This window comes from Nostoc sp. DedSLP04 (assembly GCF_034530775.1).
In the GTDB taxonomy this organism is placed as follows: Bacteria; Cyanobacteriota; Cyanobacteriia; order Cyanobacteriales; family Nostocaceae; genus Nostoc.
This window is the reverse complement of sequence record NZ_JAVRCL010000020.1, coordinates 20,515-47,427: the sequence shown is the minus strand read 5'-3', so window position 1 is coordinate 47,427 and position 26,913 is coordinate 20,515. Positions and strand designations below refer to the sequence as shown.

Sequence of the window (26,913 nt, the reverse complement as noted above, 5' to 3'; positions counted from 1 at the left end):
ATATATAGCATCTTGGTGTACTTAATTTATCAGATTTTGATTACCATTGTTTGCGTAGCTTGCGGCCGTAGACATCACTTTCCTACCCCCATTATTTGAACGATTATGAATATGAAGAGTATGCAAAGATTTTTTTAAAAGATAGACATCTAAGTAAATATTCGGTATTTAGTTATTGTTGGGTTATTTTGATGTTTCCTATTTCCAGATAGAATTTTCAAAGGCGAGGCCTACGGCGGCAAGCTACGCTGATAACGAATTTATAAAGATTTCCTGTTTTGTGCTGTCTCAAGTGTCCCCTACCTATTTTGAAACTAGTAAGACTTATGCGTTGACAAACCAACTAAATTTTGTACAGTGCTTAAGACTTAGATAGTCCTTAATACTCGGATAGTAATGTTTGCCAGTGAATTAAAAAGGAAGTCTTTAATGAACAATTTGCGGCTCTATCTAAAGACTGAATAAGATATGCCGAAAGCTTCAACTTTTGGCAGATTATTTGTGCCATCAAACAGCATTAACTCGATTATTGACAACTAAAGTTACTCCAAAAATCGATCCAGGTAGGAAAAACTTATGGCAATTATCATTGGAACCAGCGGTAACGACACCCTACAGGGCACTTTAGATTACTACGATAACTACGACACTCTAACTGGTGGCGGTGGCAACGATATATTTCTTTACGGCGGCTCAAACTACATTAATACGATCCCCGATTTCGGTGGAGTAGGTAAAGGAATAAACCCCACAGCAGCAGTCATTGCCGAAGTAGATATCCTAAGTTTCCAGAACTACAGTGGCTTCACTGCTCAAAACTTGCTCCTCACCCAGAATGGCACAAGTTTGTCAATCAACTTTCAAGGGTTTGGTAATACCGGATTTATCCTGGAAAATTTTGCCCTGTCCAACCTTGATAACCTCAGCAAATCTACTGGAGCCACTGTAGATTTGGGCAATATTCTGTTTTATGGGCAAACTACCATCACCGACAGCTTTGATGTCTTCGATGCTAACTCCACTCAAAGCACTGTCTTTAAAAAAAATACAGTCACCTTCCTAAACGACCTAGACAACAATGTTAGTGGATTTGACAATTCAAATGATGTCATCAATGGTCAAGGGGGTGATGACATTATTCAAGGCTTAAGTGGCAATGATATTTTGAGGGGTGGTGCAGGCAATAATACCCTCAACGGTGGTGTTGGTGACGATACTCTGTATGCTGACTCTCCCTCAAGCAATAATCTGTTTAATGGTGGCGATGGCAATGATTTTCTCTTCGCCTCTGGCAGCTACAAGTACTATTCCTACGCACCAGACTACGACGATCGCTCTTTAGGCAATAATACCCTCAACGGTGGTGCTGGTGATGATACTTTAAATGCTAGCGGTTCATTTGGCGATAACCTCTTAGATGGAGGCGACGGCAATGATTCTCTCTCCATCTCTGGGAGTGGAAGCAGTGGGGAGTATTCAGCGTCTATCTCTGGCTCAGAAGGCGATAACACCCTCAAAGGTGGTGCTGGTGATGATACCTTGAGCGCTAGTGGATCGTCAGGCGATAACCTGCTTTTTGGAGCCGATGGCAATGATTTTCTAGACATTTCTGGCTATATTTACCAATATTTGGACTCCTACTTCAGTTCTCGGTCATCTGGCAAGAACCTGCTTTCTGGGGGCGATGGCAATGATACTCTAACAGCCTCTGGTGCCACTGGTAATAACACCCTCAACGGTGGTAATGGCGATGATAGCCTTACAGGCGGTGGTGGTAAAGATAGCCTCACAGGCGGCGGTGGTAAGGATAAATTTATTTACAAAGGCTTAATCGGAGACAACACGAATGGCGTAAGAAGCACAGACCCGATTAATACTGGCACTTATATAATCGCCGATTTTACTGGAGTAGGTGAAGGAATAAACCCGACAGCAGCAGTCATTGCCGAAGTCGATACTTTGATATTCCAGGACAATAGTGGTTTCACTGCCAAAAATTTGCTTCTTACCCAGAATGGCACAAGTTTAGAAATCAGCTTTCAAGGGTATGGTGATACCAGATTCATCCTGGAAAACTTTGCTCTGGAAAACTTGGATAACCTCACCAAATCTACTGGAGCGACTGTAGATTTGGGCAATATTCTGTTTTCTGGGCAAACTGCGATCGCTGACAGCTTTGATGTCTTCGATGCCAACTTCACCCAAAACACTGTCTTTAAAAAAAATACAGTCACCTTCCTAAACGACCTAGACAACAATGTTAGTGGATTTGACAATTCCAATGATGTCATTAATGGTCAAGGGGGTGATGACATTATTGAAGGCTTAAGTGGCAATGACATTTTGAGGGGTGGTGATGGCAATGATACTCTCAATGGGGGCGATGGCAATGATACTCTCGATGGTGGCACTGGCAATAATATCCTCAATGGTGGCAATGGCGATGATTCCTTTAATTTCGGCTCCCTATCGACGTTAGTAACTCAAACAGTAGACGGGGGAACAGGTAACGACTTTTTGTCTTTGAGTTATAGCAGTGCTACCACCGGAATTACTTCGACTTTCAACCCTACTAATAACACTGTAGTAATTTCAACAACGCCGGACACAACAGTGTTTAGTTACAAGAATATCGAACAATTAAATATCACAGGTACAAACTACGATGATTATCTAGTCGGAAGCACTGGTAATGATACGCTCCGCTCAGGCAATGGTAACGATACAATAGATGGCGGCGCTGGTGAAGATTTCTTAGATATTAGTCTTTCAACAGGGGATCACCTCCTCAATGGAGGCGATGGTAACGATTCTTTAAAGGTCTTGAGTTACATTCAAGATGAATTCGGAAATTACGTTCAGGGTAGCGTATCTGGCAATAACACTCTCAACGGTGGTGTTGGTGACGATACATTAAATGTTAGCAGTTCAACAGGCAATAATCTATTAGATGGGGGCGACGGTAATGATTCCCTGATCGCCTCTTATACCTCAGGTAATAACACCCTCAACGGTGGTGTTGGTAACGATACATTAGATGTCAGCAGTTCAAATGCCAACATATTAGATGGGGGCGATGGTAATGATTCCCTGATCGCCTCTGGTGCGACTGGTAATAACACCGTCATAGGTGGTAATGGTGATGATACTCTCACAGGTGGCAGTGGCGATGGTATCCTCATCGGTGGCAAGGGTAACGATCGCCTCTTTGGAGAAGGTGGTACTGATACCTTTGTTTTCAATAGTTTCGATGAAGGTCTCGATTTGATACGTGATTTCGGTGCCGTTAATGAACCGAATGAAATAATTCAGGTGTCGGCTGCTGGTTTTGGTGGCGGTTTATCAGCAGGTGTACTTAAAGCAAGTCAGTTTACACTTGGAGAATCCGCAACTACTAGTAGCCAGCGATTTATTTATAACTCCACTACAGGTGCATTGTTCTTTGACTCTGATGGTAGTGCAGGCGCATTTACTCAGGTACAATTTGCCGGATTATCTCCTGGGTTGTCACTAACGAACAATAATTTTGTGGTTGTTTAATCGTTATCCTCGATGTAATTGAACGTGAGTTCGATGAACCTCTCCCACGGGGAAAGGGAGGAGCAACGAGATAATTAGGGTTTTGGCTTTCCTCTGGGTGTCCAAGAGGGGTTGGGGGAGAGGTCAAAAAAGGGCTTGTCGAACTCATTCTCTAGCAAACTTTGCGGTTCTAGATTTTTTCCCCTTGAGGTTTTGATAGTGCTTGTAGTTCTTCCCAACTATAGTGACTAGGTAATTCAATTGGTTTGCGATCGGCTCCTAATCCTAAGCTTACTGTCGGCTGGAGTTCTTCAATGAATTGCTCGGTGTATCCTGCCAGTTCATTGGCTGCAACTCCAAGTGCGATCGCACCTGCAACGCCACCAATTGCAGCACCAACCTTACCACCAATTGAGCGGCCTAGTGCGGCTCCGGCAATTCCGCCTCCAGCTGCTCCCAATCCTGTTGCAATAGGATGAGTATTTGGGGGCGTTTGATTTTCATGTTCTTGGTTAGAAGTAGAGTGTTCTTCGTTCATAATCTGTTTCTCCTTGAAACTATAATCAGCATGAAACTAGTTCTTGCTCAGGTGTACTAGCTTTCTACTTCAATCCAGGACTTACGCACTCAGATCCCCCAACCCCCTTAAAAAGGGGGCTTTAGAAGTTCCCCCCTTTTTAAGGGGGGCTAGGGGGGATCTAGGTTTCAGGCTTCAGTGCGTAAGTCCTACAATCGTTCAGCTATGCGTTAGGGAAGCGTTGCTGTAAGCAGATCGCCAACGCGCAAAGCATTTGCCATAATCGTGAGCGTGGGGTTAACTCCCGAATTTGACGGAAAGAAACTACTATCTACAACATAAAGATTCTCGACATCATGAGTACGGCAATTGAGATCCAGTACTGAGGTTTTAGGATCTGTGCCAAATCGACAACTACCGCATTGATGAGCAACTGCTTGTTCTGGTATATGAGTGCGGGGATAAATGCTAAATGGCAAGACGTGTTTAGCAGAACCAGGGATTGACTTGAGTACAGATGTCCATCGGTGAATTAAGCGATCGCTTGCTTCAATATTATTCAATGTATAGTCAACATGAATCTTGTCGCCTACCACCCGAATCCGATTATTCGGGTCTGGTAAATCCTCTGTTTGCAACCACCAGCCAACCGATCGCTCGGCCAGCAAATGACGCTCAAAATGAGGAATCAGCTTGACAAATGGAGCCATCAGTGGCGGTGCTTCTCCGGGAATCATATCAGCTAGGACATTACCTGTATTCTGCACCATGCCCATCGGATAAGGGAAATCCGGCTCTCCCCAGTAAAAATCATTGACAGCGATCGTTTTTTGAAAGTTGGCGTGATTCACCTCTAGATGTATGGAAACGATCGCTGTTTCCAACTGTTTCATGAAATTCCGCCCCACTTGATCGGAACTATTTGCTAATCCGTTGGGATGTTTGTCATTAGCAGAGCGTAACAGCAAAGCCGCTGAGTTGACAGAACCACAGGCAACAACCACAATATCGCTTGTGAACCAATGTTGCTCTCCTGCAATTTCAGTTTCTACCTTCGTCACTTCTCGTCCCGACTCACTGGTATGCAGCCGCAAGACTTTAGTATTAGTTAAAAGAGTAACATTGGCATATTTTTCACGAGCCGGACGAATGGCGTTGACATCGGCATCGGCTTTTGCGTGTACGAGACAAGGGTATCCGTCAAAAGTATCGCAGCGAATGCAGGGACTCTTGGTGCGATCGCTTTCATTGAGCTTTAATCCTAGTGGTAAATGAAATGGGTAATAACCTAGTTCCCGAATGCCATCAGCAAGGGACTGCATATCTGGCTCATGACTCACTGGCGGATAGGGATATGGTTCGCTGCGAGGTGGTTCGGTGGGGTCTTCTCCTTCCTGTCCATGCACGTCATACAGCTTTTCTGCTTGGGTGTAGTATGGCTCAAAGTCTTGATACTTCAAAGGCCATTCTGGAGAAATTCCTCCTTTATGAATTACCCTTTCAAAATCTCGCTCCCGGAATCGAATTAGGGCTGCACCGTAGAGTTTGGTATTGCCACCAACCCAGTAGCCTGTCTGAGGTTGAAAGGCTTTACCTTCTTTGTCATACCATTCTTCATGTGTATGGTAACGATGTTTTTGATAGACTTCCTCTGGATTCCAGTTAGCCTTCTCTCTCGGTAAAAAGTCGCCTCTTTCCAGTACTAGAATTTTTTTACCTGTGGGTGCAAGGCGGTGGGCTAATGTACCTCCACCGGCTCCTGTACCGATAATAATGATGTCGTAATGTTCTGTGATACTAGTCATAATTGATAATTAGTAATTTTATATTAATTACGATTTAATTTTTTTGATGCTACAAAGTAATTTGGCAATATTTTAAGTTAATTTATAAGTTTTATCAAAATTTAAATAGCTCTAAAGACAGATTCTTATGCTTAGACTAAAGCTTTAACTACAATCTTGCTTCTTTCTAATGGGTTAATATTTATTTATGTCTAAAGACAGGTTAATATTTCATTTTAATTTCATTTTTTCTTTATATTATGTGAATTAACCATATAATCTCTTGAGAAAATTAACAAATAAATTTAACTTGACATTTTTTGTTAAACCAGCAATTTGATTGTCTGAAAAAATATTTAGTTTTTAATACAAATACTTTTGCTGTTAACAAAAATAGTCTGTTTTGGTGCGATCTATATCTATGGTGCAATGTTATTTGAGAGTAAGAAAATAGAATTGATTTTGTAATAACTAACTTCAATTTTGTATTTAGTAAGTGATGAAAATAGCTAGAAATTTTACATTCATTTTGTTACACGATATTAAATATACATTTACAGTATTTTAGTATTAATTTAGACCTGCTATTTATCGTCAGTAGCCAAGTTAAATAACAGAAGATTTCTATGCCTGAAGCCATTGAGATTTATGACGATCGCCTGCGTGCTATTGTACGCCCAGGAGCCTCACTTCAAAAGCTTGCCAACGGTGCAGTCCATAGCGAGGGGCCTGTATACTTCCATGAAGATGACAGTGTTGTATGGAGTGATGCTCACGGCAATCGCCTGTTGCGGTGGAGTCCCACTGACAATGTGACTGTCTTACGAGATCCATCTGATTACCAAAGCGGTAATTATCGAGACTTGGAAGGTCGTCTGGTTGCGTGTTCCTCTGGTTTGCGTGCTATTATCCGATGCGAACAAGACGGTGAATGGAAGGTTTTAGTCGATCGCTACCAAAACAAACGCCTGAACAGTCCAAATGATTTGGTAGTCAAAAGCGACGGCACAATTTGGTTCACCGATCCGCCTTATGGGATTACCGAGCCAAACCAAGGTTACGGCGGCGAACAGGAACAACCTGGAAGTTACGTATATCGCTTTGACCCGGTAACTGCTGAGATTTATCCTGTAGTAACAGACATGGTGCGCCCTAATGGGTTGGCTTTCAGTCCAGACGAAAGCCTTTTATATGTTTCAGATACAGCCGCGTTTAATATTCCTGGGGGGCCTCATCATATTCGCGTCTATGAGGTTGTAGGCAAGCGCTATGTAAAGAATGGGCGTGTATTTGCAGTCATTGAGCCAGGACAACCGGATGGACTGCGGGTTGACGAATATGGCAATGTTTTTACTACCTCTCAAGATAGCGTGCAGATATACGCCCCCGATGGAACTCGCTTAGGAAAAATTTTTGTACCGGAGACATCAGCTAACCTGACTTTCGGTGGTAAAGAAGGCGATTCCCTTTCAGGGACACTTCGTAAACGCTTATTTATCACAGCCGGTCATTCGTTATATGTTATTGACCTAAATACCCGTGGTGTACAATTATGATTTATCAATTTGGGTTGGGTGTAGCGTTAAGCAAAGCTATTCCGAAGGAACTCGCTTTTTTCCTAGCTGCATTTAATTTCCCACAGCTAAGTCCACACTTGTTAAGTTCACTTTCTCCGGTGTATCCTGACGGATTCCCAGGATTGGCACTTTTACTTCTCAGAGTTAGCCTTGGCTGGTTGTTTATATTACACGGCTATCCCAAAATAACGCATCTTCGACGGTGGGCTGAGTCTCTAAAAATGCCTGTCTTTCTTTGCTTTTTATCAGCTGCATCAATGTTAGGTGGCGGAATTTTTCTGATTATTGGATTCCTCACACTCTTAGCAACTTTGCCCATTCTTTGCTCAATGATTTTTGCGATATATTTGCACATCTCTGGAAGTAAGCCTTTTGTAGCTCAAGATCCATACTTAATTCCTCAAGAACAATATCAAGGTGCTTTAGGACAAGGTGAACCCCCAAGTTGGGAAAAGGCTTTTATGTATTGCGTTATGCTAATTGCGATCGCGGTTTTAGGCCCTGGTGCTTATTCGCTGGATACTTTGATTTTTGGAAGGTGAATCATCATATTTATGATTCAGTTATTAACAACGCCACATCATAAAATTTAAACTTTTGATCTACAGTAATTATCGTTAGACCTTCTACCAAAGCCTGAGCAATTAACATCCGGTCAAAAGGATCTTTATGATACATTGGCAAATCAGCAACCTTTATTCCATGTGCCAACGTAATCGCTAAAACTTCTAATCGACTAAAGTGCAAAGCCTCCTCTAAATTACTAGGAGCTATTAACTTTCCTAAAGACTGTTTAATCGAAATTTCCCAAGCACTAATAGCACTGACAAAAATTAAATTTTCAGGATTAGTAATTATCTCTCGTACCTGATTTGACAACTTAGAATCATTTTCTAAAAACCATAGCAGGATATGAGTATCTAGCAGAAAACTCATTAATCTTCCCCATAAAAAGCAGCAATCACCTCTTCGGAAGTTTCATCAAAATTATCAGAAATCTTAACCTGTCCTTGCCAAAAACCTGCAACTCTGGGTTCTAAGATATCTTCACTAATCATCACCATCGAGCCATGATTTAAACTTGCTTTTTCAACTATAGACTCTGCTTGAGACAGAGGTAAAACCTTTGCCCAAGGAACCCCTTGACGAGTTAGCGTAATTTCAACATTATTTTGGATATCTGATAATAACTCAAGTAAATTATCAGATAAGTAAGCAATATCGAAAGTTTTTTCTGACATTTTTATTTATGTCCTACTCACTACAAGCATTATAGCCAATCAACGACCTACCGCTTCCCACATCAAGATTCCGCAATTAGCAAGATTGCGTGTCCGTCAGGATCTTTAACTAAACAACCTTGCCGATAAGGACTTGTACTATCTGCAAACTGTACAATCCGCGACGATACAAATTCAACCCCGTTACGCCGTAGCTTATCCACTAACTGCTCAAGATTATTTACAACTAATTCAATTTGGATATGTGCAATATCGCAACTTTTCCAGTTACTCGGCATTGGGCGGCCTTTTTCAGGCACAATATAGTCTAACAGTTCAATTCCCATACCATCTTGAACAGGTCGTAGTGCTGTAATTTTGACTTCGGCTCCTGGTAAATTATCCAAGCGAGATTGGGTTGCACCCCAGTTGAGACTGCGACTATCAATTTGCATTCCCAAAAGGTCGCGATAAAAGTGTAGACTCTGCTCGGTATTGGAAATTGCAATTGCACTATGATCGATTCCCAAAAACAAGCGATGGCTGTTTTGATGCCACTTATCTTGTCCTTTATCAGGCGGAAACCAAATTAACTCTAAATTATGACCATCAGGGTCTTTAAACTTAAAAGCGCGGACACTACCAGATGCTTTATTCTCAGGTGGTATTGTCTGGGGAGCAACTGAAATTGGTTCAATGGGAAATGAACGCAAGTGAGCATAAGCACGATCCATATCACTCACTACAATCGCCAGATGTTGAAACCACAAATCATTACTTTGTGAATCGCTGGGGATGGATTTACCCTGAATATTAAGATACTCCATCAACTCGATAAATTCATCACCTAATCGCAAAGTGACAATGCGAATTTTTGCCCCAGTCACACCTTCTAAGTCGCTGTAATCCTGTCCTTCAACAGTCATGTCAGAAACTAGTTCAAAAGCAAGTGCTTGTGTATAGAAATCCAAAGAGCGATGTCTACGACGGGCTACGCCTACGCAGTTTGTCACTGTTAAGCCAATAGCTCTAATTCTTTGTACTTGTACATCGGTTTGACTAGACATATTCAACAGACTTTGTACTTATTATGTACTAGCTTTGCAAAAATTCAATATGAGTCTTGCATAAATCAATATAAAAAATATTATAAAATTTATCTCTAGCTGAAGAAAGACATGCAACTGAATTTATCCTTTAAAGATTTCATCCAATAATGAAATCGTGATGAAATTTTTATAGTTCTTTCGGTAGAGATATTTATTATCCCAATGGCTAGAAGCGTTAATTCTTGCAAATCTCTAAAGTCATGCCAGAATCACCAAAATAGCTAGTTAAAGAAAACTTGCCGCTTGTTGGAAACGGGGAAATTAAAACCACAGATTAGTTAATTGAAAATGCCTACAAAAGTTACTGTCAATTTTGGATGCCTGCTGCTGGTATTCCCTGGTTTGTTGCCGTTTTGGGACGTGACTCAATAATTGCTAGCTTGCAGGCGATCGCACGACGGTTGCGGTTGATTAGTGGCAATTATGGCGCAACTCGCACAGACTCCGACTATAAAGCAATCCTGTTGCTTGAGATAGTGATGGGGGCAGCTAACTAACAGTTCAAAACCGCTACCTTTATCTAATTAAATAGTAACGAAAGATTAAGCATAGCCAATAACTGTGCGCCATCACTCAAAATAATCTTTCTTCAGGCAAATAGAGAAAAGTGAAGCTAGGGAGTAAAATATTTGAACAAATTAAAACTGATTTAATTCAGAACAAATAATATGTTGAGTATACTTTGGGGTATTGTTGTTATACTGGTTGCTTTTTGGGCATTAGGACTAGCACTTCATATTGCCGGAAATCTCATTCATGCAGTGTTGCTTTTAGCTATTGGCCTTGCTATCTATAATTTTTTCAAAACGCGTGATGTGTGAATAAATATAGTATTTCCTCATCGTAGTGAAGGTACATTATAGTCCTTTCCTCGCTTGCAAAGAGAGGTTAAGGATGCAGTTCTTGTACCTCACTCATTATCTTGGCAATTGCAAACAATTAAAGAGGAATTCAAAAGTAAGAATTCGGGATTATTGCAGTCTGCATAATACAGCAAAAATACTTTTGTAAGGCGGGCAAGACTTTGGCTTTGTTCAGTCGAATGCTGCCCACCTCATAAGTAGTTGGATGTTTTTATTTGAAAGTCCCTCTGAGAACTTTTAAACTAGTGCTGCCGTTGCTTTTAATCTAAAAATCTTCTCAATTACATCTTCTACTACCTTATCAGGCGTAGAAGCACCAGAAGTAATGCCTACAACAATTTCCCCATCAGGCAACCAGTTATCTGTAGTTATTAACTGCCCATTTAATTGCCGATGTTCAATAGAAGATACTGATTTAAGGCGTTCAACAGTATCAATATGGTAAGAAGGAATTCCTCGCTCAAAGGCAATTTGTTGCAACTGAGTAGTATTCGAGGAATTAAACCCACCAATTACTACCATCAAATCTAAATTATGTTCCACTAATTCCAACATGGCATCTTGCCGTTCTTGAGTGGCATCACAAATGGTGTTGAAGCTTTGGAAATGCTGATTTAACTCAGTGGGGCCATACTTCTGTAACATAGTCCGCTCAAAAAGCTTGCCGATTTGCTCAGTTTCGCCTTTAAGCATGGTAGTTTGGTTAGCAATGCCAACTCTTTCTAAATCGCGATCGGGGTCAAATCCTGCCGAACAAGCTTTAGCAAATTTTGTCAGAAATTCTTCACGGTTGCCACCATTGATAATATAGTCAGCAACATATTCTGCTTCTTGCAAATTTAACACAATTAAATACTTGCCAGCGAAGGAACTAGTTGCAACTGTTTCTTCGTGCTTATATTTACCGTGAATTATTGATGTATAATCGATTTTTTTGTGTTTTTCTACTGTATTCCAAACTTTAGATACCCAAGGACAAGTTGTATCAACAATTTTGCAGCCTTTATCGTGAAGTATCTGCATTTCTTGAACGCTAGCCCCAAAAGCGGGTAATATGACCACATCACCAATTCCAACAACAGAAAAGTCTTTATTCTTTTCTTGAATGGGGATGAATTCTACTTCCATCTCCTGCATCCGCTTATTTACAGAAGGGTTGTGGATAATCTCGTTAGTAATCCAGATGTGTTCTGTGGGGAAATGCTGACGAGTTTCATAGGCCATGGCCACAGCACGTTCTACACCCCAGCAAAAGCCAAAGGCTTGTGCTAGTCGGATTGTTACATCACCCCGTTGCAGAGTGTAATTGCGATCGCGAATTTCCTGAATCAAGTTACTCTGATACTCAGATTGCAACTGCGTGGCAACTTCTGCTTGATGACCAAAGCCCTTGCGATTGTAATTTTCTGAATGTTGGAGGTTGCGCTTAAAAGCTTTTGTATCCATTAGATTTGTCTACTTAAACTCACTATTTCTTATTTTCTCGCGCCTAGACGCGATTGATACAGAGTTGTCTTCAAAGATATTACTTCTTTTTGGGCTTTAGCCTTTTTCTCTCGCAGGACGTTGACGCTGGGGTTTTAATTCAATCTCGCTATAAATCTGCAATGCAGAACGCCAAACCATATAGCCTTCAGGACTTAAGTGTAAGCCATCAGTAGTAAATTCGCGGCGGAGATTTCCTTGCTTGTTGGTAAACAGGGGATGTAAATCGAGGTATTTGACACCTTTTTTGGTAGATATGCTTTGTATTTGCTGATTCAACTCCCGAATGCGACTGTTGGCAACAGCCAATAGTTTATCTCGTCCTTTCCAAGTTGCTTCTTCTGCCCCATGTGGCAAAATCGATTGGACAACGATTTGCGCTGTGGGATGAGTCTTTCGTAAATAATTGATAATTTGCTGCTGATTATCTAAAATTTCTGCATTGCTCATGCCCCGAATTAAGTCATTAATGCCAATCATTACAAAAATCACCTCTGGCTGGGTGCGGTCAAATATTTTTAATCTTTTTAAGAGTCCATTGCTGGTTTCGCCAGAAATTCCTTGATTGAGCCAATTTTTACCTTCGGGTAATAACTCAGGGGGAAACCACAAACTCAGAGAATCTCCCGCCAGGATGGTTAAATGCGGAGGATGTTGGTCAGCAGCGACCTTGGCTTCTTGGTTGAGGATATCTATCCACTCTTGATAAGTGAGTTGGTGACGGCGACCTAAATCAGGTGTAGCAATTTGCGGTGAATTATTCAGGTTGATTGGCTGTGGGGATGCGATTATCCCAAAAAAAGCGGCCAATCTCTGCTGTTGCCAAATGAGCAGAATGACCGCCAACATTAGGATGCCGTTGGTTAACAGCGAGAAAAATGCCCAGATAGGAAAGGTTTTAAGAGATGTAGACACGACTAGCGAAATTTACCAATTATTTGAATCAAATTTTAACGCTAGCGATCGCAAATTACACAATCTTAAATTGGGGATTGGGGATTGGGGATTGGGGATTGGGGAAGCAAACAGAAAGTTCTTTCCTCCAAACTCTAAACTCCTAACCCCTAACTCCCAACTTCTAACTCAGCACTCTCTATTGAGTAGGACGATCGCCAAACTCGGAGTTGTAACCTTCTTCGCCGTGTTCGTTGATATCCATACCTTGCAATTCAGCTTCCTCTTTGACTCGCAGCCCGACTGTAGCATCGATAACTTTGAGAATAATCCATGTACCAACACCTGCGATTACATAGGCAACGACAATTGCTACTAGTTCAACTCCCAATTCGCCCAAATTACCACGCAGTACTCCATCTTTACCTCCTCCGTTGACTTGAGTCGTGGCAAAGATAGCCGTCAAAATCGCCCCTACTGTACCACCAACCCCATGCACGGGATAAGTATCTAAAGCATCGTCAATTTCTAGTTTGTGCTTGAAACTGATCGCGTAGAAGCAAACTAAGGCGGTGATAAAACCAATTAAAATCGCTGATAACGGAGGGACAAATCCGGCGGCGGGGGTGATACCCACCAAACCAGCAACAGCTCCTGTAGCTGCTCCCACGGCGGTTGGTTTACCTCGTAAAACGCTTTCCAAAATTAGCCACATTAAAGCCGCCGCCGCCGCCGCTGTATTGGTAGCAACAAAGGCTGTTGTTGCTAAATTTGTTATTACATTACCAGAAGTTCCACTGGCAGCAGATAGGGCACTCCCAGCGTTGAAACCGAACCAACCAAACCACAACAAGCCAGCACCCAGCAAAATAAAAGGAACGTTGTGGGGCGGGCTAAGACGATCGGGATGGGTTTTCCGAGGGCCAAGGACGATCGCAGCTACCAAGGCTGAAACGCCAGAACTAATATGAACTACTGTGCCACCTGCAAAGTCTAGGGCACCCAATCCACCGTACAAACCTAAAAATCCACCTTTCGCCCATACCATGTGGGCTAGGGGAGCGTAAACAAAGGTTGACCACAGGAGGACAAACAGCGAATAGGCGCGGAAACTCATCCGCTCTGCGATCGCCCCAGAAATTAAGGCTGGGGTGATAATGGCAAACATGGCTTGGTAAATCATGAATGCCTGATGGGGTATTGTGCCGGCATAAGAAACGACTTCTGGCGGGTTTGACCCTTTGAGATAATCGGTTATCTCTAATCCGACACCATTCAAACCCAGCCATTGCAATCCACCGATAAATGGTAAACCTGGCGCAAAGGCAAGACTATAGCCCCACAGAATCCAGGTAACTCCGACGATTGCCATTAACACAAAGCTCATCATCAATGTGTTTAGGATGTTGCGCGATCGCACAAATCCACCATAGAAAAACGCCAATCCTGGTGTCATTAGCAGCACAAGTGCTGCTGAAATCAGCATAAATGCTGTGTCTCCAGTATCAGCAGTAGGTGGGGCAGCAGTTGGGGTTTGGGCAAAAGCATTGCCCATCAACGGCCCTCCTAAAAATAGTAGGGTGATAGCTCCAATCATCACAACTTTCTTCAACACTTTTTTTTCTTCCTAAACACCAAGAATTTGTATCCTTAACTACATTTGATTACTTTTATTGACACATTTTTGTCTTGAAAGTTACTTAACTTGAATTTTCTTGAAATGTTAACAAAAATATATACCTGATTGTAGTTGCCAAGACTTAAATTAGCGTATAAACACGCAATCATTACATTGCATCTTTTTTTTTAAAGAATAGAAGAATAGTATTTTATTCAAGCCGGACAAAATTACGAATTTTTAGTTACTTACTGTTACAAACCAAAATAATTGTGATATGTGACGAGTATTGTAAATTATTGTCAGTATTTTCCGATAATTTGCCCAAATATGCAGCAAATTTTAACTTCTCGTGCGATCGCGAACAGGGTGTCAAAGACAGAGGCTACGCCAATATGAGGTACAGAAATACCCTACTCGTGCGTGCGATCGTCATCTTAGAGAAGAGAGAAGCAAGTAGCGTAAGGGTTAGGGAGAACTATACCTCATCTAGTTGCAAAATGCTGCATCATGAGTTCTCTTTATATTTCCCTCATAAACACGTAGATATCTAGATGCCTGCTTCTAACAGGTTAGTTGCGAAAAAACTTTTGCAATTTTGCGTGAGATTATTAGTTGTTTAACAGGGAACACTATAGCAATCTGATTTGATTTCTGAATTAATCGTAGGGACTAGGGACTGGGGACTGGGGACTGGGAAGAAGGAATAAAGCTGTACTGAGTTTTTTTCACGCAATCAAATATGAGTCCTATATAAAAGTTCAAAATAATCTAGAAATTTTACTTAACTTCTGGGAGCAAACATGATAATTAAAACACTCACTAAAGCTAAACATACTCCAATTAAGTCGTAGCGGTCTGGAGTTACCCCATCTACCTTCCAACCCCAAAGCATTGCCATTGCGATAAATACGCCGCCATAAGCTGCATAGACTCTGCCAAAATTTGCCGATTGGAAAGTTGCAAGAATCCCATAGAAAGCTAAAGCAATTCCCCCCAATATGCCCCACCAGACCGGCTTACCTTCGCGCAACCACAACCAGATTAAGTAGCCACCCCCAATTTCAAATAAACCAGCCCACAAAAAATACAGCAGAGACTTAAGCATTTGATCGATTATTTAACAACATATAAGTCAGTAAAATTACGCTAACGGTTTTAAGTAAACTATTGTCATTAATTAAGGTAAGTTTATTGACCAAATTGGGTATGGGGCATTGGGCATGGAGCATGGAGAAGAGACAAAGTAGACAAGGAAGAGCAGGGAGACTTGGGAGAGACTTGTTCAATAATTCCCCCTTGTCTCCTTGTCCCCTTGTCCCCTTGTCTCCCTTGTCTTCCCGATCCCACTTGTCCCCTCATTTCCCCACTCCCCAGAATGTAGATAAGGCTCAAGGATGAAAGCACCATTACCTGATAACGAAGCCCAGAGAATCGATGCAGTTTTGCAGTATAAGATTCTCGATACGCCATCGGAAGCCACCTTTGACGATCTGACTCGTTTAGCCTCGTATATTTGTCAGACTCCTATTGCCTTAATTAGCTTAATTGATACAAATCGCCAATGGTTCAAGTCAAAAATCGGTTTGGATGTCTCAGAAACGCACCGAGATTTCGCATTCTGTGCCCATGCCATTCTCCAGTCTGATGTTTTGGTAGTGCCTGATGCAAAAGATGACGAACGGTTTGCAACAAATCCACTGGTGACATCTGACCCAAATATTCGGTTTTATGCTGGTGTACCTTTAACTAACCCTGAAGGATACGTCCTCGGAACCCTGTGTGTAATTGACTACGTACCGCGAAAACTTAATCCAGAACAAATAGAGGCATTACGAACTTTAGGTCGTCAAGTCATAAAGCAACTGGAATTGCGCCGAAATTTAGCAAGTTTGGTACTTGTTAGCAAGAAAAGCAACCAGGTACAGAGGGTACGCAAGCAATTTTTCAAAAAGATTGCAGCAAGTTTTGGTTTGTCGTCACTAATTTTAGTTCTGATTGGGGTGGTTTCCGATCAAAATACAAGAGTATTTAGTAATTTTAATCGCAGTATCGTAAAAAATACTTATAAAAAACTTAACAGCCAAGAGGAAATACTGTCCCAGGTAAAGGATGCTGAAATTGGGCAACGTAGTTACATCTTCACTGGAGAAAAACTTTATCTAAAATCGTATCAAACAGCACTTAGTAACGTCGATCGAGAAATTGCCAAGCTGAAGAATTTAACAGCAACTCAACCGAACCAACAAAAGCAGATTGCAACGCTTGAATTTCTGATAACAGCTAAACTTACTGAACTAAAACAGACTATCGATTTGCGCCAGAATAAGGGATTAGAGGCAGCGTTGCAAGTACTGCTGAAAAACGATCGACAAAATCTCATGGATGATATCCGCAAAGCGATCGCTGAGATGGAAAACGAGGACAGGGGACGAATCCGACAGCAGTCACAAGCAGCAAAGACTTGGACTCGGAACACAATTTTCACATTGGCGATCGCTATTTGCCTAAGTTTTATCGTTCTTGCTGTAGTCTACTACTCGATCTATCGTGAGGTTATTGAGCGGAAGAGGACAGAAGAAACCTTAAATCAAGAACGCAACTTTATCTCAGCAGTCCTTGATACAGTCGGAGCCTTGGTAATAGTTCTCGATTCTCAAGGGCAAATCGTTCGTTTCAATCAAGCCTGTGAGCAAATAACGGGTTACTCCTTTGATGAGGTGAGGGGTAGGTATAGCTGGAACTTGTTACTACTTCCTGAAGAGGTGGAGGCAGTTAAAACAGTTTTTGACCAGTTACGATCTGGTCAACTTTCCAATAATTATGAAAATTATTGGGTAATGAAAGATGGTAGTCGGCGGCTGATTGCCTGGTCGAATACCATCTTAAAAGACTATCAGGGCTGTGTTGAATACATAGTTGCTACTGGCATTGACATTACCGATGCCAAACGCACACAAAAGCATCTGACAGCACAATATGCTGCAACCCGCGTTCTAGCAGAGTCCGCCACAATTAGCGAAGCTACTCGCCAAATATTGCAAGGAATCTGTGAGAGTTTGGCATGGGATTTGGGTGAAATTTGGATGGTAGATGAGCAAGCAAATGTGCTGCATTTTCTCGATATCTGGCATAAAGCATCCATTGAAATGCAAGAGTTTGAAATACTGAAGCGGCAAACCACCTTTGCACCCGGAATTGGACTACCTGGAAGGGTTTGGGCTAGTTCTGAATCAGTTTGGATCGCTGATATCGCTAAAGATATTAATTTCCCTAACTTCAAAATAGCTGCTCAAGTAGGACTACACGCAGCTTTTGGTTTTCCGATCCGCAGTGGTAATAAAATCCTCGGTGTGATTACCTGCTTCAACCGTGAAATCCAGCCCCTTGACGAAGATTTAGTAAAAACGATGAATTCTATCGGCGAGCAAGTAGGGCAATTTATCCAACGTAAACAGGCTGAAGAAGAAATACAACGCCAAAATTTGCGATCGCAACTATTTACCGAAATCACCCTGAAGATTCGTCAATCTTTGGACATCGAAGAAATTCTCCAAATCACTGTCGAAGAGGTACAAAAGATTCTCCAGACTGACCGAGTTTTAATCTATCAGCTGATGCCAGAAACTACTGCAAACACCGTTGTTGAAGCAGTAGTTTCTGGCTTACCAGCAATCAAAGAGCAAAACAACGCCGCCCCCTACTTTGAAGCAGAATATCTCCAACAGTACTATTTACAGCAGTACCGTCAAGGCAAGGTTTTCGGACTGGATAACTTGGATCTTTTGGAAGTTGAACAAAGCCATCTGGAATTAATGCAACAGTTTGGGGTCAAAGTCAATTTGGTTGTACCTATTCTTGTTAAAGAAGAACTTAGCGGTTTGTTCATAGTTCATCAGTGTGACGATTCCCACCACTGGTCTAGTTTTGAAACCGATCTTTTGCGGCAAATAGCCGACCAAGTAGGTATTGCTTTAACCCAAGCCCAACTATTAGCAGCAGAAACTCGTCAGCGACAAGAACTTGAAATTGCCCGTCGCCAAGCCGAATTAGCTTCTCAGACGAAAAGTGCCTTTTTGGCAAATATCAGTCATGAAATTCGCACTCCGATGAATGCTGTATTGGGGATGACTAGTTTGGTGTTAGATACTCCTTTAGACGAAGAACAGCGAGATTTTATTGAAATAATTCGGAGTAGTGGAGACGCTCTTTTAAGTTTAATCAACGAGATTTTGGATCTTTCCAAACTTGAGGCTGGAGAGATGGCTCTCGAAACTCTCGATTTTGATCTATCCACTTGTGTAGAAGACGTGGTGGAATTATTGGCTCCTTCAGCCCATAACAAGGGATTAGAAATTGCTGCAATAATCGATCGCAACGTCCCCACTCAACTCAAAGGAGATACTGGTAGGCTGCGGCAAATTTTGATGAACTTAATCAGCAACGCGATCAAATTTACCAGCGCTGGCGAAATATTAGTACAAGCCGAATTGCGATCGCTTTCTTTGACTACAGCCACTATCCATTTTGCAATTACAGATACAGGTCTTGGCATTAGCCCTGAAGACCAACGCAAACTCTTTACACCATTTACCCAAGTGGATGCTTCGACCACTCGCAAGTATGGTGGTACAGGTTTAGGATTAGCCATCTGTAAACAACTTGTAACCTTGATGGGAGGAGCGATCGGGGTAGAAAGTCAGATGGACAAAGGATCTAAGTTTTGGTTTGAGTTGCTTTTTACCAAACAAGTTGAGCCTGTTGAGCCAAAATGCGAGCGCGGACTTTTGCAAAATCGCCGCTTATTGGTAGTGGATAACAACACTACTAATTATAAAATCATCGCCGATCAAGCTACTCATTGGGGAATGGAGGTAGATCGAGCTGACAGTATTGCTGCGGCCGTTAAAGTTATTCAGCAAGCTAGCGAGCAGGGAAAATCATATCATGTTGCCTTGGTTGATATGCAAATACCCCAAACAAATAGCATGACAATAAAAGAACAAATTCCAGCCAATTCTGCAATTGCTAAGATTCCTTTGATTCTGCTCGCCTCTACTAATCAACGGGATGAAGTACAACAGGCGCTCAAAATCGGATTTGCTACTTATTTATTCAAACCCATTAAGCCATCACGACTCCTTGATGCCATTTTAGAAACTCAGCCGGAATCAGAACAAGGGTGTAGAGGCAGAAAGCTAGAGGCTACAGAAGAAATTCCGAGTACAGAAACTTCAAGTATTCTTACTTCCTGTCCCTCTAATCCTTCTACTAAATCCAAGTTAAGAATTCTCTTAGCCGAAGATAATTTGGTGAATCAGAAAGTAGCACTAAAGCAACTCCAGAGTTTGGGCTATAAAGCTGATGTCGTTGCTAATGGAAAGGAAGTTTTGCAGCTTTTAGAAAAAATTCCTTACGATTTGATTTTAATGGATTGCCAAATGCCAATTCTCGACGGTTTGGAAACCACAAAAGAAATTCATCGTTGGCAAGAGGATGCTTTTGCATTGGGTCATCGTCCTGTAGTGATTGCGATGACAGCTAATGTGATGAAAGAAGACGAAGAAACTTGTCTAAATGCCGGAATGGACGACTATTTGAGTAAGCCAGTATTTAAAGAAAAATTGGCACAGACTTTAGAATATTGGACAGGTGCGATCGTTTCCCAGCAAGAGGCAGGTGTGTATGAACAGACAGTTTCCACTGACTTAGCAATTGATTGGGAACACTTGCATCAGATATCAGGAAACGATCGAGAATTTGAATTAAATTTATTGCAAATATCCATTGAAGATATTAAACCCCGTTTAGAGATAATTAAAGCAGCGATCGCAGCTGATGACTTTGGGCAAATAGCACGAGAAACTCATCACCTTAAAGGTGCTAGTGCCAACATTGGAGCTACAGCTATGTACTTAGCAACTGACAAACTAGAACAATTAGCTAGCGATCGAGACTTTAGAGGTACTACTAATTTAATTTTAGAATTAGAAGAATTTGTCAACTGTATTCAATACTTTTTAATTAAAAACAAAGTCGTGAAGGAGGCAGGGGGCAGGGGGCAGGGAGCAGGGAGCAGGGAGCAGGGGGAAAGGGGCTTTTGGGATTTTTGCACAGATGCGGTAATCATAAGTGATTAACCGGACTTGATATAAAAACCAAGATTGTGGTGTTGAGTTAAAAGACTGTTATGAAAGAAGGTATTGGTTCCGCCGCGCTCGTGCCAAATGGTGAAAAATGGTTGATGCTGTCGGGCAATGGTTTCGATGACACTACATCAAGGACACTACATCAAAGACAATTGCCCGATTCATCCCGACACTTGACATTATGCAAATTATGTATTACGTTTGTAGTATGCAAAAAAAAGCCTCCTCAAAAGCATTGCAATAATGCTTTCCTTGGGTCTGTAGCTCTAACGGTAGAGTTCCCAGATGTCACTTGTGCCCTGACAGAAAAAGCTTACATACTAGCTCAATAGTAGAGCGATCGTCTCTAAAACGATAAGTTGCAGGTGCGATTCCTGCGGTGTAACCACAGCTTTTTCAACTCGCACGAGGTGTGAGTGTAACTCTCACAGGGAGGGTATCGGTTCAATCCCGATCAGATCCACTAATATCAATTCGTAATTAAAACAAGAGGTGATTGTAATGGTTCATATTCGATTTGAAGGACGTTCTGTTGATGTGCCAAAAACCCAATTGGGAATTGCAGCAGGGATGAACGATCTGGCAGTGAAGGAGCGCCTTGCTCGACATCTAGATGTAAATAGCGATCGCCTCTCTGCTTACGTAATCGATCGCCGTCCGGCGATCTGATCGTCCGTCCTGAAGCTGTCTATGGTTAAATTTCAGAGTCATCCGTGCCCTAACAGAAGAAGCATACATACACATTCATAACGGCCCTAAGGTAGTAAAGTTCGAGCGATCGGACTAAGCGAAGCATGATTTCTAAGTCTCTGGTAGATTTAGCGTGCGTGCCCACTGCCAATATTTGGTAAGAGCGGCCGTAGCTGTAAAAAGCTTTTTGAACTTGCACGGAATGATTTAAGACTCAATTCTGCGCCCTAACTTGTGAAGTCTACACACACTCCGGCAACGGAATGCAGGTTCGATTCCTGCCGCTCCCGCTAATGGGAGCGTAGCCAAACTGGTAAAGGCAATCGTGAAAACTGCTTTGCTAACTTGCGCGGAATTTCAATTATTTAAATCGTATTTATCTATAACCTTTACTCAATACGGAGGTGAGTTCAATGATGTTAGCTAACTCATGTTTAATAACAACTCAATTAGCACAACTGCATTTAAAGAATGTGAGATATGAGCGAACATCGTTTGAGCGAGATTGTGATTGAGCGTCCTCGCGGTGGGAGGAGAATTAGCCTCAAAAAGGTGACTGGCTTTAAGAAGCAATTATACAAAATCACCCAGGATGCAATTCAGGATGGATTGTTGAATTCTTACCTGATTAAACCAATAAATAAATCCAAGTATCTTTCAGATCATCTCGGCCCCCTGCGTCGGTTTTTACGCTCAAAAGTCGGACAGCCTTGGAATGAGGTTTACAGCCAACTGTGTCAACGATTAGATCCCAGTACAATGGCAGGACGGCATGTTATCGATCATGTGTGGGACTACGTTGAACGCCATGTAGAAATAATTGATGGTGGTTTTTATAGCAAGCCTTATCAAGGGTATCGAAATCAGCTAGATGTAAGCCATCGCGATCGCTTCTATATCCATCCTGAAACTGGAATTCTTTGTGCAGCCGAGAAAATACCTCGAAAGCAGAAGCAAAAGCAGGAACAAACTGATATTGTCATCATTGATAATTATCATCAATACCAGAAGCTAAACGAAATTTGGTATTTAATTACCTTTGAAGATTTGCCATCGCCACCCATTCATTATGTGAGGGATGCTGTCAAAGGTATAATTCATCGTTCTGTGGCATATACAGGTCGAATGATTTACGCTGTTAGTAAAAAGCAGTGTAACAAGAAAGAAATTCGATTTATTTTAAATCAACTTTCTAAAACCTAAAATTTTCACTTCGTGCCCTAACTGAAAAAGCTTACATACTAGCCGAATGGTAAGGCACTTGACTTTTAATCAAGCAACTACGGGTTCAAATCCCGTGTGTGAATCAACAGCTTTTTCGACTTGCACGAAGCGATTTTATTTCATTTAAATATGGAGGTGAGAACGATGAAAAAGATTAATTCTTTCAACATCGAGCCTGAAGATTTCGATGAATTTGACGATTTCTGCTTTTGAACCATCGAGCAAACGTCGTCGTGGCTACCCATCTGAAAAAGCTGTTAAACGTGGCGATCGCCTTGTTCATGGCGATAAGGAACTACAGGAAAAGCTTGGTAACAATGACCTTTGTCTTTGTGGTTCTGGTCGCTGCTTTCAAAAAGTGCTGTCGCAATAGCGGCAGATATGATGGCAGCCTACGCAGCTACTACTTTTAGGGAGTAAGAGCAAATTCGATAATTTTCCGCTCATTACCCAGTCCCCAATCCCTAATCCCCAGTCCCTTTTACTTGGCAGTTGTTGCCGCGCCCCGATCGCGGAAGCTTACATAACTCTGCATAAGTTATATCCAATGCTTCTACAACTTGCGCGGTGACTTTATCGCCCCGCGTGCAACATCTGCCTCCTTCAATTTTAGATTTTAGATTTTGGATTTTTGATTGCAATCCAAAATCGTAAATCCAAAATCCAAAATTCTTAGAGGAGGTTCATAATGAACACCGCAGAACGTGACCTGCGTTTGGAAATGCTCAACAGTTTGCTGACAACTCCTCACCGCAAACTTGAGCAAGTCGCAGAAATTCATCAGTTAATTGTTGAACTCGATCCCATCTTCTACGGACACTTGGCAGTTTGGTATCAGCGTTATGGTGATGTCCGCGACCACAAGGAGGTATTTGTTGCTCATTTGTTAACTAGCAATTTGACTGAACACCGAGATGCTGGATTTATGATGCTGCAAGAATTTCCTCCCTATCAAGTGGCTCGTGTGGTGGACTTCATGAAACAGCAGCAGAATAAACTGCCTCGTTCCGCTCGGACTGCGGTACGGCGTTACCTAAAAGCACGGGAGAGCAATCCGGCTCTGTTCGATCGCGCTGCGCTCAGAGGTCGTAAAGCAATGAAGCACTTATACGCTTCACTGCACATCAAGCCAAATGAGCGGGCAAATGCGATTCTATTTGGCAATACTCCTCCAGAGGGTTCCTTGGCAAATGTGCTGAAGCAGCTTGCTAAGGCAGAAAATGCCGCAGAACAGGCACGGCTGATTGTGGAGTTCAAAATTCCATACACGATCGCAGTTGGTGCAATTAAGCAACTCACACCAGTTGTCTTGGTGGCGTTAATCAACAGCATGTCTCCACAAGAAGCGATCAACAACCTCAAGTCTCTCCAGACTAGAGGTGCAATGGATCATCCAGAAGTCAAGAAGTTGATTGATTCCAAACTAGAAGCAGCGTCTAAGAGTGGGCGTGTCTCAGCATTCAAAGCACAGGTTGCCGCAGACGTAGGAGATTTTGACGCAGACACGGTTGCTCAACTGGAAAAGGTGACAAACGAACAGGTAAAGCGGCGTGGTGCGATCGCTCGTCCAACTGCTTTACTAGTGGACAAGTCTGGTTCAATGGAAAATGCGATCGCGACGGGTTTGCAACTCGCTGCCCTAATTTCTGGTATCACTAAGGCAGAACTGTTTGTCTACGCCTTCAACACCATTCCTTACGCTGTTACAGCAAAGGGCAAGGAGTTGAGCGATTGGGAGCGTGCCTTCCAGCACATCAAGGCAGGCGGTGGTACTAGCATCGGTTGTGCATTGGAAGCAATGCGGAAGAAGAAGCAGGTAGTTGACCAGATAATTTTGGTGACGGATGAGGGCGAAAATGCGGCTCCTTACTTCGGTGAAGTTTACAAGAACTACTGCCGGGAGTTGGCGATAATGCCCAATGTGGTGATTGTCCGTGTAGGTACTCATTACAACTGGGTGGAGAGCCAACTGAAGCAGCAGCAAGCACCTGTAGATACGTTCACTTTCGCGGGTGACTACTACAGTTTGCCGAACATCGTCCCACTCCTGACGCGTCCCTCTCGCCTGGATTTGTTGATGGAGATTTTGGATATGCCGTTGCCTGTGCGGGATGATAAGTAGGTTCTAAAGTATGACAATGCTTATTATCATAAATAGTAAGCATTGAATTTTTTCAATGTTACCTACTTGTACTTTTTTCAAGCCAAGCAACTAAATAAGAAATATTTGAAAACTCGAAAAACTCTTCTCAGTTTGAGTTTACCTGTTGGGATTTTGGCAACACAAAGAGCTTTATTGCCTTTGAGTCGCGATCGCCAGCTTTGTACCAGGAACTTTTCGCACCTTATCCATTACACTTACCGTCAGCCCCATATATGCTTTTTTATCGGCATTAATCACTACTAATACATTTTGATTACTGCCAACTAAAGTACGTATTTTTTCTGTCAAAGCATCAAAAGTAGTTGGTTGGCGATTTAAGCTTACTTGTCCTTGTGAATCGATCGTAATTGTAATTTTCTGTGGGGTTTGTGATTGTTGTCCAGTGCTAGCTTTAGGTAAATTTACTGGCAGCCCTTCGGAATTAGTTAAAAACAAAGTCGAGATAACAAAAAACGTCAAAAGAGTGAAAACTACATCAAGTAATGGCACAATGTTAATTTGTGCCGGAATATTCGGTTCTTTGGGTAACTTCATAAGCTTTTTCTGTTGGTTGAAAACGACGAAGGTAGATTAGTTCTAAGTGTCCGCCATACTCCTCAATACGTTCTATTTCACGCTGGTATAAGCCTCGAAAAATACTGGCAAATGTGAGTGTCATAATACCTACTAACAATCCGAATGAAGTAGCTATTAAATCTTCACTAATACCTGCCGTCAAACCAGCTTTATTGGTAGCACCAAGATTACCAATATTTAAAGATGCAAAAGTTGTCATCAACCCAAATATTGTTCCCTGAAGACCAAGTAAAGGTGCAAGTCCAACAATTGTGTCAAAAATATGATTAAAACGCTTAAGCAAGGACATCTCAACTTTGGCTTCAGTTTCCAATGCCAAACGAAACTCTTCTGGATTCGGGTTCTCAAGTTCTAAAGTAAAAATAAAAATGCGGGCTATGGGTAAATCAATATTTTTTCGTAGTTTTTCTATAGCCCCAACTACATTATTTAAACGGTACAAATTCAAAACATCTCGTGCTACACGCTGTTGACGTTTATAAATTTTCCACCAAAAGATTGTACGCTCGGCAGCTAAAGCTAATGCCAAAATTGAGCAGAAGAGCAGAGGCCACATGCACCGCCTGCTTCAAACAATTCACGTATTCCACCTAGTTCCATCTAGTCCCTTTAAATTTATGCAAATAACTCAAGAACAATTATCAATAAAATACCATGCTGTTGAGATAATTTGTCAATATTTGTTCAAATTATACATATTCTAAAGTTCGGTGAAGTCTATAGAACTTATGCATTGACAAAGACAGCCAACTGTGAATTACCTCTCGTTACCAGGCTCTGCCTCTCATCAAACAAGTAGGTAGTAGCCCACCTTGATTGCATTCCTAGGCACAGCCTGGGAACGAGGCAGGGTAAGACTTTTAGTTTAACAGGCTAACTCTTCACATAATAGTTAATGTGTAAAGTGCCTAAGTCCTAGAAACTGCCAAGCTTATGCATATATCTATAGGAATCATATTTGATTTTTGAACAAAATTAGGTATTGTAGGGTGTGTTAGAACACAGTTCGTAACGCACAAACCCTTGATGATGGTGCGTTATGCTGTCGCTAACACACCCTACTGGCTAGTGTTACATGATTCATCGGTCTGCAAAATCAGTTTTGTGAAGAAATGTTACATACAACCTTAGTCTTTGCATAAAAGAGAGATATCAATCGCATTAGTCGCTAGCAACTCAAAATTAGAAATTTTGTAGTTTGCAGACAAAACTTAGGAGAACATTTCCAAATGGCTGAAATTAATATCTACAAACTGGATTCCGAAATCTCGATGACCGATTTAGATGATAAAGAATGCAATGACATCATAGGTGGTTTAGCGACAGCTAACTTAGCAACATCTGAGTTTGGGATAGCTAACTTAGCAACATCTGATTTGGGGATAGCTAATTTAGGGATAGCTAACTTAGCAACATCTGATTTGGGGATAGCTAATTTAGGGATAGCTAACTTAGCAACATCTGATTTAGGGATAGCTAATTTAGGGATAGCTAACTTAGCAACATCTGATTTAGGGATAGCTA

Annotated in this window: 21 protein-coding genes, 1 tRNA gene and 1 pseudogene; 12 read left to right on the top strand and 11 right to left on the bottom strand. The window is 41.8% G+C overall.

The window, feature by feature from the left end; genetic code table 11:
* Positions 1-576 precede the first annotated feature (576 nt).
* A complete protein-coding gene (locus RMX89_RS13725) occupies positions 577-3,540 on the top strand; it encodes a calcium-binding protein (protein ID WP_322689316.1) in 2,964 nt (987 codons plus the stop codon).
* Positions 3,541-3,709: 169 nt separating this feature from the next.
* Here RMX89_RS13725 and RMX89_RS13720 read toward each other — a convergent pair whose 3' ends face one another.
* Together RMX89_RS13720 and RMX89_RS13715 are read right to left on the bottom strand one after the other, a co-directional pair.
* The gene (locus RMX89_RS13720) at positions 3,710-4,057 is read right to left on the bottom strand and encodes a hypothetical protein (protein WP_322670176.1); all 348 of its coding nucleotides are present in this window, start codon (positions 4,055-4,057) and stop codon (positions 3,710-3,712) included.
* 209 nt (positions 4,058-4,266) lie between these two features.
* The gene (locus RMX89_RS13715) at positions 4,267-5,841 is read right to left on the bottom strand and encodes a GMC family oxidoreductase (protein WP_322689315.1); all 1,575 of its coding nucleotides are present in this window, start codon (positions 5,839-5,841) and stop codon (positions 4,267-4,269) included.
* 605 nt (positions 5,842-6,446) lie between these two features.
* Between RMX89_RS13715 and RMX89_RS13710 the strand changes: the two genes are divergently transcribed.
* Both RMX89_RS13710 and RMX89_RS13705 read left to right on the top strand, forming a co-directional pair.
* Positions 6,447-7,376 (top strand): SMP-30/gluconolactonase/LRE family protein, encoded by a 930-nt coding sequence (locus RMX89_RS13710; RefSeq protein ID WP_322689314.1) that lies wholly within the window; start codon positions 6,447-6,449, stop codon positions 7,374-7,376.
* Complete coding sequence (locus tag RMX89_RS13705) at positions 7,373-7,939, top strand: DoxX family protein (RefSeq protein ID WP_322689313.1); 567 nt, start codon at positions 7,373-7,375, stop codon at positions 7,937-7,939. Before RMX89_RS13710 ends, RMX89_RS13705 begins: the two co-directional genes overlap by 4 nt.
* Positions 7,940-7,949: 10 nt before the next feature.
* Here the strand turns inward: RMX89_RS13705 and RMX89_RS13700 are convergent, their stop codons facing one another.
* From RMX89_RS13700 to RMX89_RS13690, 3 genes are all read right to left on the bottom strand, one after another.
* On the bottom strand, positions 7,950-8,333 hold the full coding sequence (locus RMX89_RS13700) for a type II toxin-antitoxin system VapC family toxin (RefSeq protein WP_322689312.1): 384 nt from the start codon (positions 8,331-8,333) through the stop codon (positions 7,950-7,952).
* The gene (locus RMX89_RS13695; RefSeq protein ID WP_322689311.1) at positions 8,333-8,638 is read right to left on the bottom strand and encodes a hypothetical protein; all 306 of its coding nucleotides are present in this window, start codon (positions 8,636-8,638) and stop codon (positions 8,333-8,335) included. Before RMX89_RS13695 ends, RMX89_RS13700 begins: the two co-directional genes overlap by 1 nt.
* A 62-nt stretch (positions 8,639-8,700) precedes the next feature.
* On the bottom strand, positions 8,701-9,684 hold the full coding sequence (locus tag RMX89_RS13690; protein ID WP_322689310.1) for a VOC family protein: 984 nt from the start codon (positions 9,682-9,684) through the stop codon (positions 8,701-8,703).
* Between the two features lie 359 nt (positions 9,685-10,043).
* Here RMX89_RS13690 and RMX89_RS13685 point away from each other — a divergent pair, with 359 nt between their 5' ends.
* On the top strand, positions 10,044-10,223 hold the full coding sequence (locus RMX89_RS13685; RefSeq protein ID WP_322689309.1) for a hypothetical protein: 180 nt from the start codon (positions 10,044-10,046) through the stop codon (positions 10,221-10,223).
* A 171-nt stretch (positions 10,224-10,394) separates the two neighbouring features.
* A complete protein-coding gene (locus RMX89_RS13680) occupies positions 10,395-10,547 on the top strand; it encodes a lmo0937 family membrane protein (RefSeq protein ID WP_322670168.1) in 153 nt (50 codons plus the stop codon).
* 279 nt (positions 10,548-10,826) lie between these two features.
* On the opposite strand, the gene RMX89_RS13675 is transcribed toward RMX89_RS13680, so the two are convergent.
* The 4 genes from RMX89_RS13675 to RMX89_RS13660 all read right to left on the bottom strand — a co-directional run bounded on the left by RMX89_RS13675 (position 10,827) and on the right by RMX89_RS13660 (position 15,694).
* Positions 10,827-12,035, bottom strand: coding sequence for a 4-hydroxy-3-methylbut-2-enyl diphosphate reductase (locus RMX89_RS13675; RefSeq protein WP_322670167.1), 1,209 nt, complete (start codon positions 12,033-12,035; stop codon positions 10,827-10,829).
* A gap of 96 nt (positions 12,036-12,131) precedes the next feature.
* Positions 12,132-12,989, bottom strand: coding sequence for an SGNH/GDSL hydrolase family protein (locus tag RMX89_RS13670; RefSeq protein WP_322689308.1), 858 nt, complete (start codon positions 12,987-12,989; stop codon positions 12,132-12,134).
* Between the two features lie 178 nt (positions 12,990-13,167).
* Positions 13,168-14,565 carry an ammonium transporter gene (locus RMX89_RS13665; RefSeq protein WP_416211981.1) on the bottom strand — a complete coding sequence of 466 codons (1,398 nt, stop codon included), beginning with the start codon at positions 14,563-14,565 and terminating at the stop codon, positions 13,168-13,170.
* 805 nt (positions 14,566-15,370) lie between these two features.
* Complete coding sequence (locus RMX89_RS13660; protein ID WP_322683656.1) at positions 15,371-15,694, bottom strand: YnfA family protein; 324 nt, start codon at positions 15,692-15,694, stop codon at positions 15,371-15,373.
* 289 nt (positions 15,695-15,983) lie between these two features.
* On the opposite strand from RMX89_RS13660, the gene RMX89_RS13655 reads away from it, so the two are divergent.
* The 6 genes and pseudogenes from RMX89_RS13655 to RMX89_RS13630 all read left to right on the top strand — a co-directional run bounded on the left by RMX89_RS13655 (position 15,984) and on the right by RMX89_RS13630 (position 24,771).
* On the top strand, positions 15,984-20,726 hold the full coding sequence (locus RMX89_RS13655) for a GAF domain-containing protein (RefSeq protein ID WP_322689306.1): 4,743 nt from the start codon (positions 15,984-15,986) through the stop codon (positions 20,724-20,726).
* A gap of 510 nt (positions 20,727-21,236) precedes the next feature.
* Positions 21,237-21,433 (top strand): annotated as a pseudogene (locus RMX89_RS13650) (hypothetical protein).
* Positions 21,434-21,905: 472 nt separating this feature from the next.
* Positions 21,906-22,628, top strand: coding sequence for a hypothetical protein (locus RMX89_RS13645; protein WP_322689305.1), 723 nt, complete (start codon positions 21,906-21,908; stop codon positions 22,626-22,628).
* Positions 22,629-22,660: 32 nt separating this feature from the next.
* Positions 22,661-22,729 (top strand) — tRNA-Lys (locus RMX89_RS13640).
* A 107-nt stretch (positions 22,730-22,836) separates the two neighbouring features.
* Positions 22,837-23,022 (top strand): hypothetical protein, encoded by a 186-nt coding sequence (locus RMX89_RS13635; protein WP_322689304.1) that lies wholly within the window; start codon positions 22,837-22,839, stop codon positions 23,020-23,022.
* A gap of 315 nt (positions 23,023-23,337) precedes the next feature.
* Positions 23,338-24,771 carry a vWA domain-containing protein gene (locus tag RMX89_RS13630; RefSeq protein WP_322689303.1) on the top strand — a complete coding sequence of 478 codons (1,434 nt, stop codon included), beginning with the start codon at positions 23,338-23,340 and terminating at the stop codon, positions 24,769-24,771.
* 171 nt (positions 24,772-24,942) lie between these two features.
* Here RMX89_RS13630 and RMX89_RS13625 read toward each other — a convergent pair whose 3' ends face one another.
* Positions 24,943-25,347 carry a biopolymer transporter ExbD gene (locus RMX89_RS13625; protein ID WP_322689302.1) on the bottom strand — a complete coding sequence of 135 codons (405 nt, stop codon included), beginning with the start codon at positions 25,345-25,347 and terminating at the stop codon, positions 24,943-24,945.
* The gene (locus RMX89_RS13620; protein WP_416211980.1) at positions 25,307-25,945 is read right to left on the bottom strand and encodes a MotA/TolQ/ExbB proton channel family protein; all 639 of its coding nucleotides are present in this window, start codon (positions 25,943-25,945) and stop codon (positions 25,307-25,309) included. Before RMX89_RS13620 ends, RMX89_RS13625 begins: the two co-directional genes overlap by 41 nt.
* Positions 25,946-26,618: 673 nt before the next feature.
* Between RMX89_RS13620 and RMX89_RS13615 the strand changes: the two genes are divergently transcribed.
* Positions 26,619-26,913 (top strand): hypothetical protein (locus RMX89_RS13615; protein WP_416211979.1); only part of this gene is annotated, 295 nt, incomplete at its 3' end.

Bases quoted from the DNA above. Each gene is read 5' to 3' on its own strand.
- RMX89_RS13720 (WP_322670176.1), bottom strand. From the start codon at position 4,057: ATGAACGAAGAACACTCTACTTCTAACCAAGAACATGAAAATCAAACG.
- RMX89_RS13660 (WP_322683656.1), bottom strand. From the start codon at position 15,694: ATGCTTAAGTCTCTGCTGTATTTTTTGTGGGCTGGTTTATTTGAAATT.
- RMX89_RS13620 (WP_416211980.1), bottom strand. From the start codon at position 25,945: ATGTGGCCTCTGCTCTTCTGCTCAATTTTGGCATTAGCTTTAGCTGCC.
- RMX89_RS13665 (WP_416211981.1), bottom strand. From the start codon at position 14,565: ATGATTGGAGCTATCACCCTACTATTTTTAGGAGGGCCGTTGATGGGC.
- RMX89_RS13625 (WP_322689302.1), bottom strand. From the start codon at position 25,347: ATGAAGTTACCCAAAGAACCGAATATTCCGGCACAAATTAACATTGTG.
- RMX89_RS13680 (WP_322670168.1), top strand. From the start codon at position 10,395: ATGTTGAGTATACTTTGGGGTATTGTTGTTATACTGGTTGCTTTTTGG.
- RMX89_RS13700 (WP_322689312.1), bottom strand. From the start codon at position 8,333: ATGAGTTTTCTGCTAGATACTCATATCCTGCTATGGTTTTTAGAAAAT.
- RMX89_RS13705 (WP_322689313.1), top strand. From the start codon at position 7,373: ATGATTTATCAATTTGGGTTGGGTGTAGCGTTAAGCAAAGCTATTCCG.
- RMX89_RS13725 (WP_322689316.1), top strand. From the start codon at position 577: ATGGCAATTATCATTGGAACCAGCGGTAACGACACCCTACAGGGCACT.
- RMX89_RS13715 (WP_322689315.1), bottom strand. From the start codon at position 5,841: ATGACTAGTATCACAGAACATTACGACATCATTATTATCGGTACAGGA.
- RMX89_RS13685 (WP_322689309.1), top strand. From the start codon at position 10,044: ATGCCTGCTGCTGGTATTCCCTGGTTTGTTGCCGTTTTGGGACGTGAC.
- RMX89_RS13675 (WP_322670167.1), bottom strand. From the start codon at position 12,035: ATGGATACAAAAGCTTTTAAGCGCAACCTCCAACATTCAGAAAATTAC.
- RMX89_RS13690 (WP_322689310.1), bottom strand. From the start codon at position 9,684: ATGTCTAGTCAAACCGATGTACAAGTACAAAGAATTAGAGCTATTGGC.
- RMX89_RS13655 (WP_322689306.1), top strand. From the start codon at position 15,984: ATGAAAGCACCATTACCTGATAACGAAGCCCAGAGAATCGATGCAGTT.
- RMX89_RS13645 (WP_322689305.1), top strand. From the start codon at position 21,906: ATGAGCGAACATCGTTTGAGCGAGATTGTGATTGAGCGTCCTCGCGGT.
- RMX89_RS13710 (WP_322689314.1), top strand. From the start codon at position 6,447: ATGCCTGAAGCCATTGAGATTTATGACGATCGCCTGCGTGCTATTGTA.
- RMX89_RS13635 (WP_322689304.1), top strand. From the start codon at position 22,837: ATGAATTTGACGATTTCTGCTTTTGAACCATCGAGCAAACGTCGTCGT.
- RMX89_RS13630 (WP_322689303.1), top strand. From the start codon at position 23,338: ATGAACACCGCAGAACGTGACCTGCGTTTGGAAATGCTCAACAGTTTG.
- RMX89_RS13695 (WP_322689311.1), bottom strand. From the start codon at position 8,638: ATGTCAGAAAAAACTTTCGATATTGCTTACTTATCTGATAATTTACTT.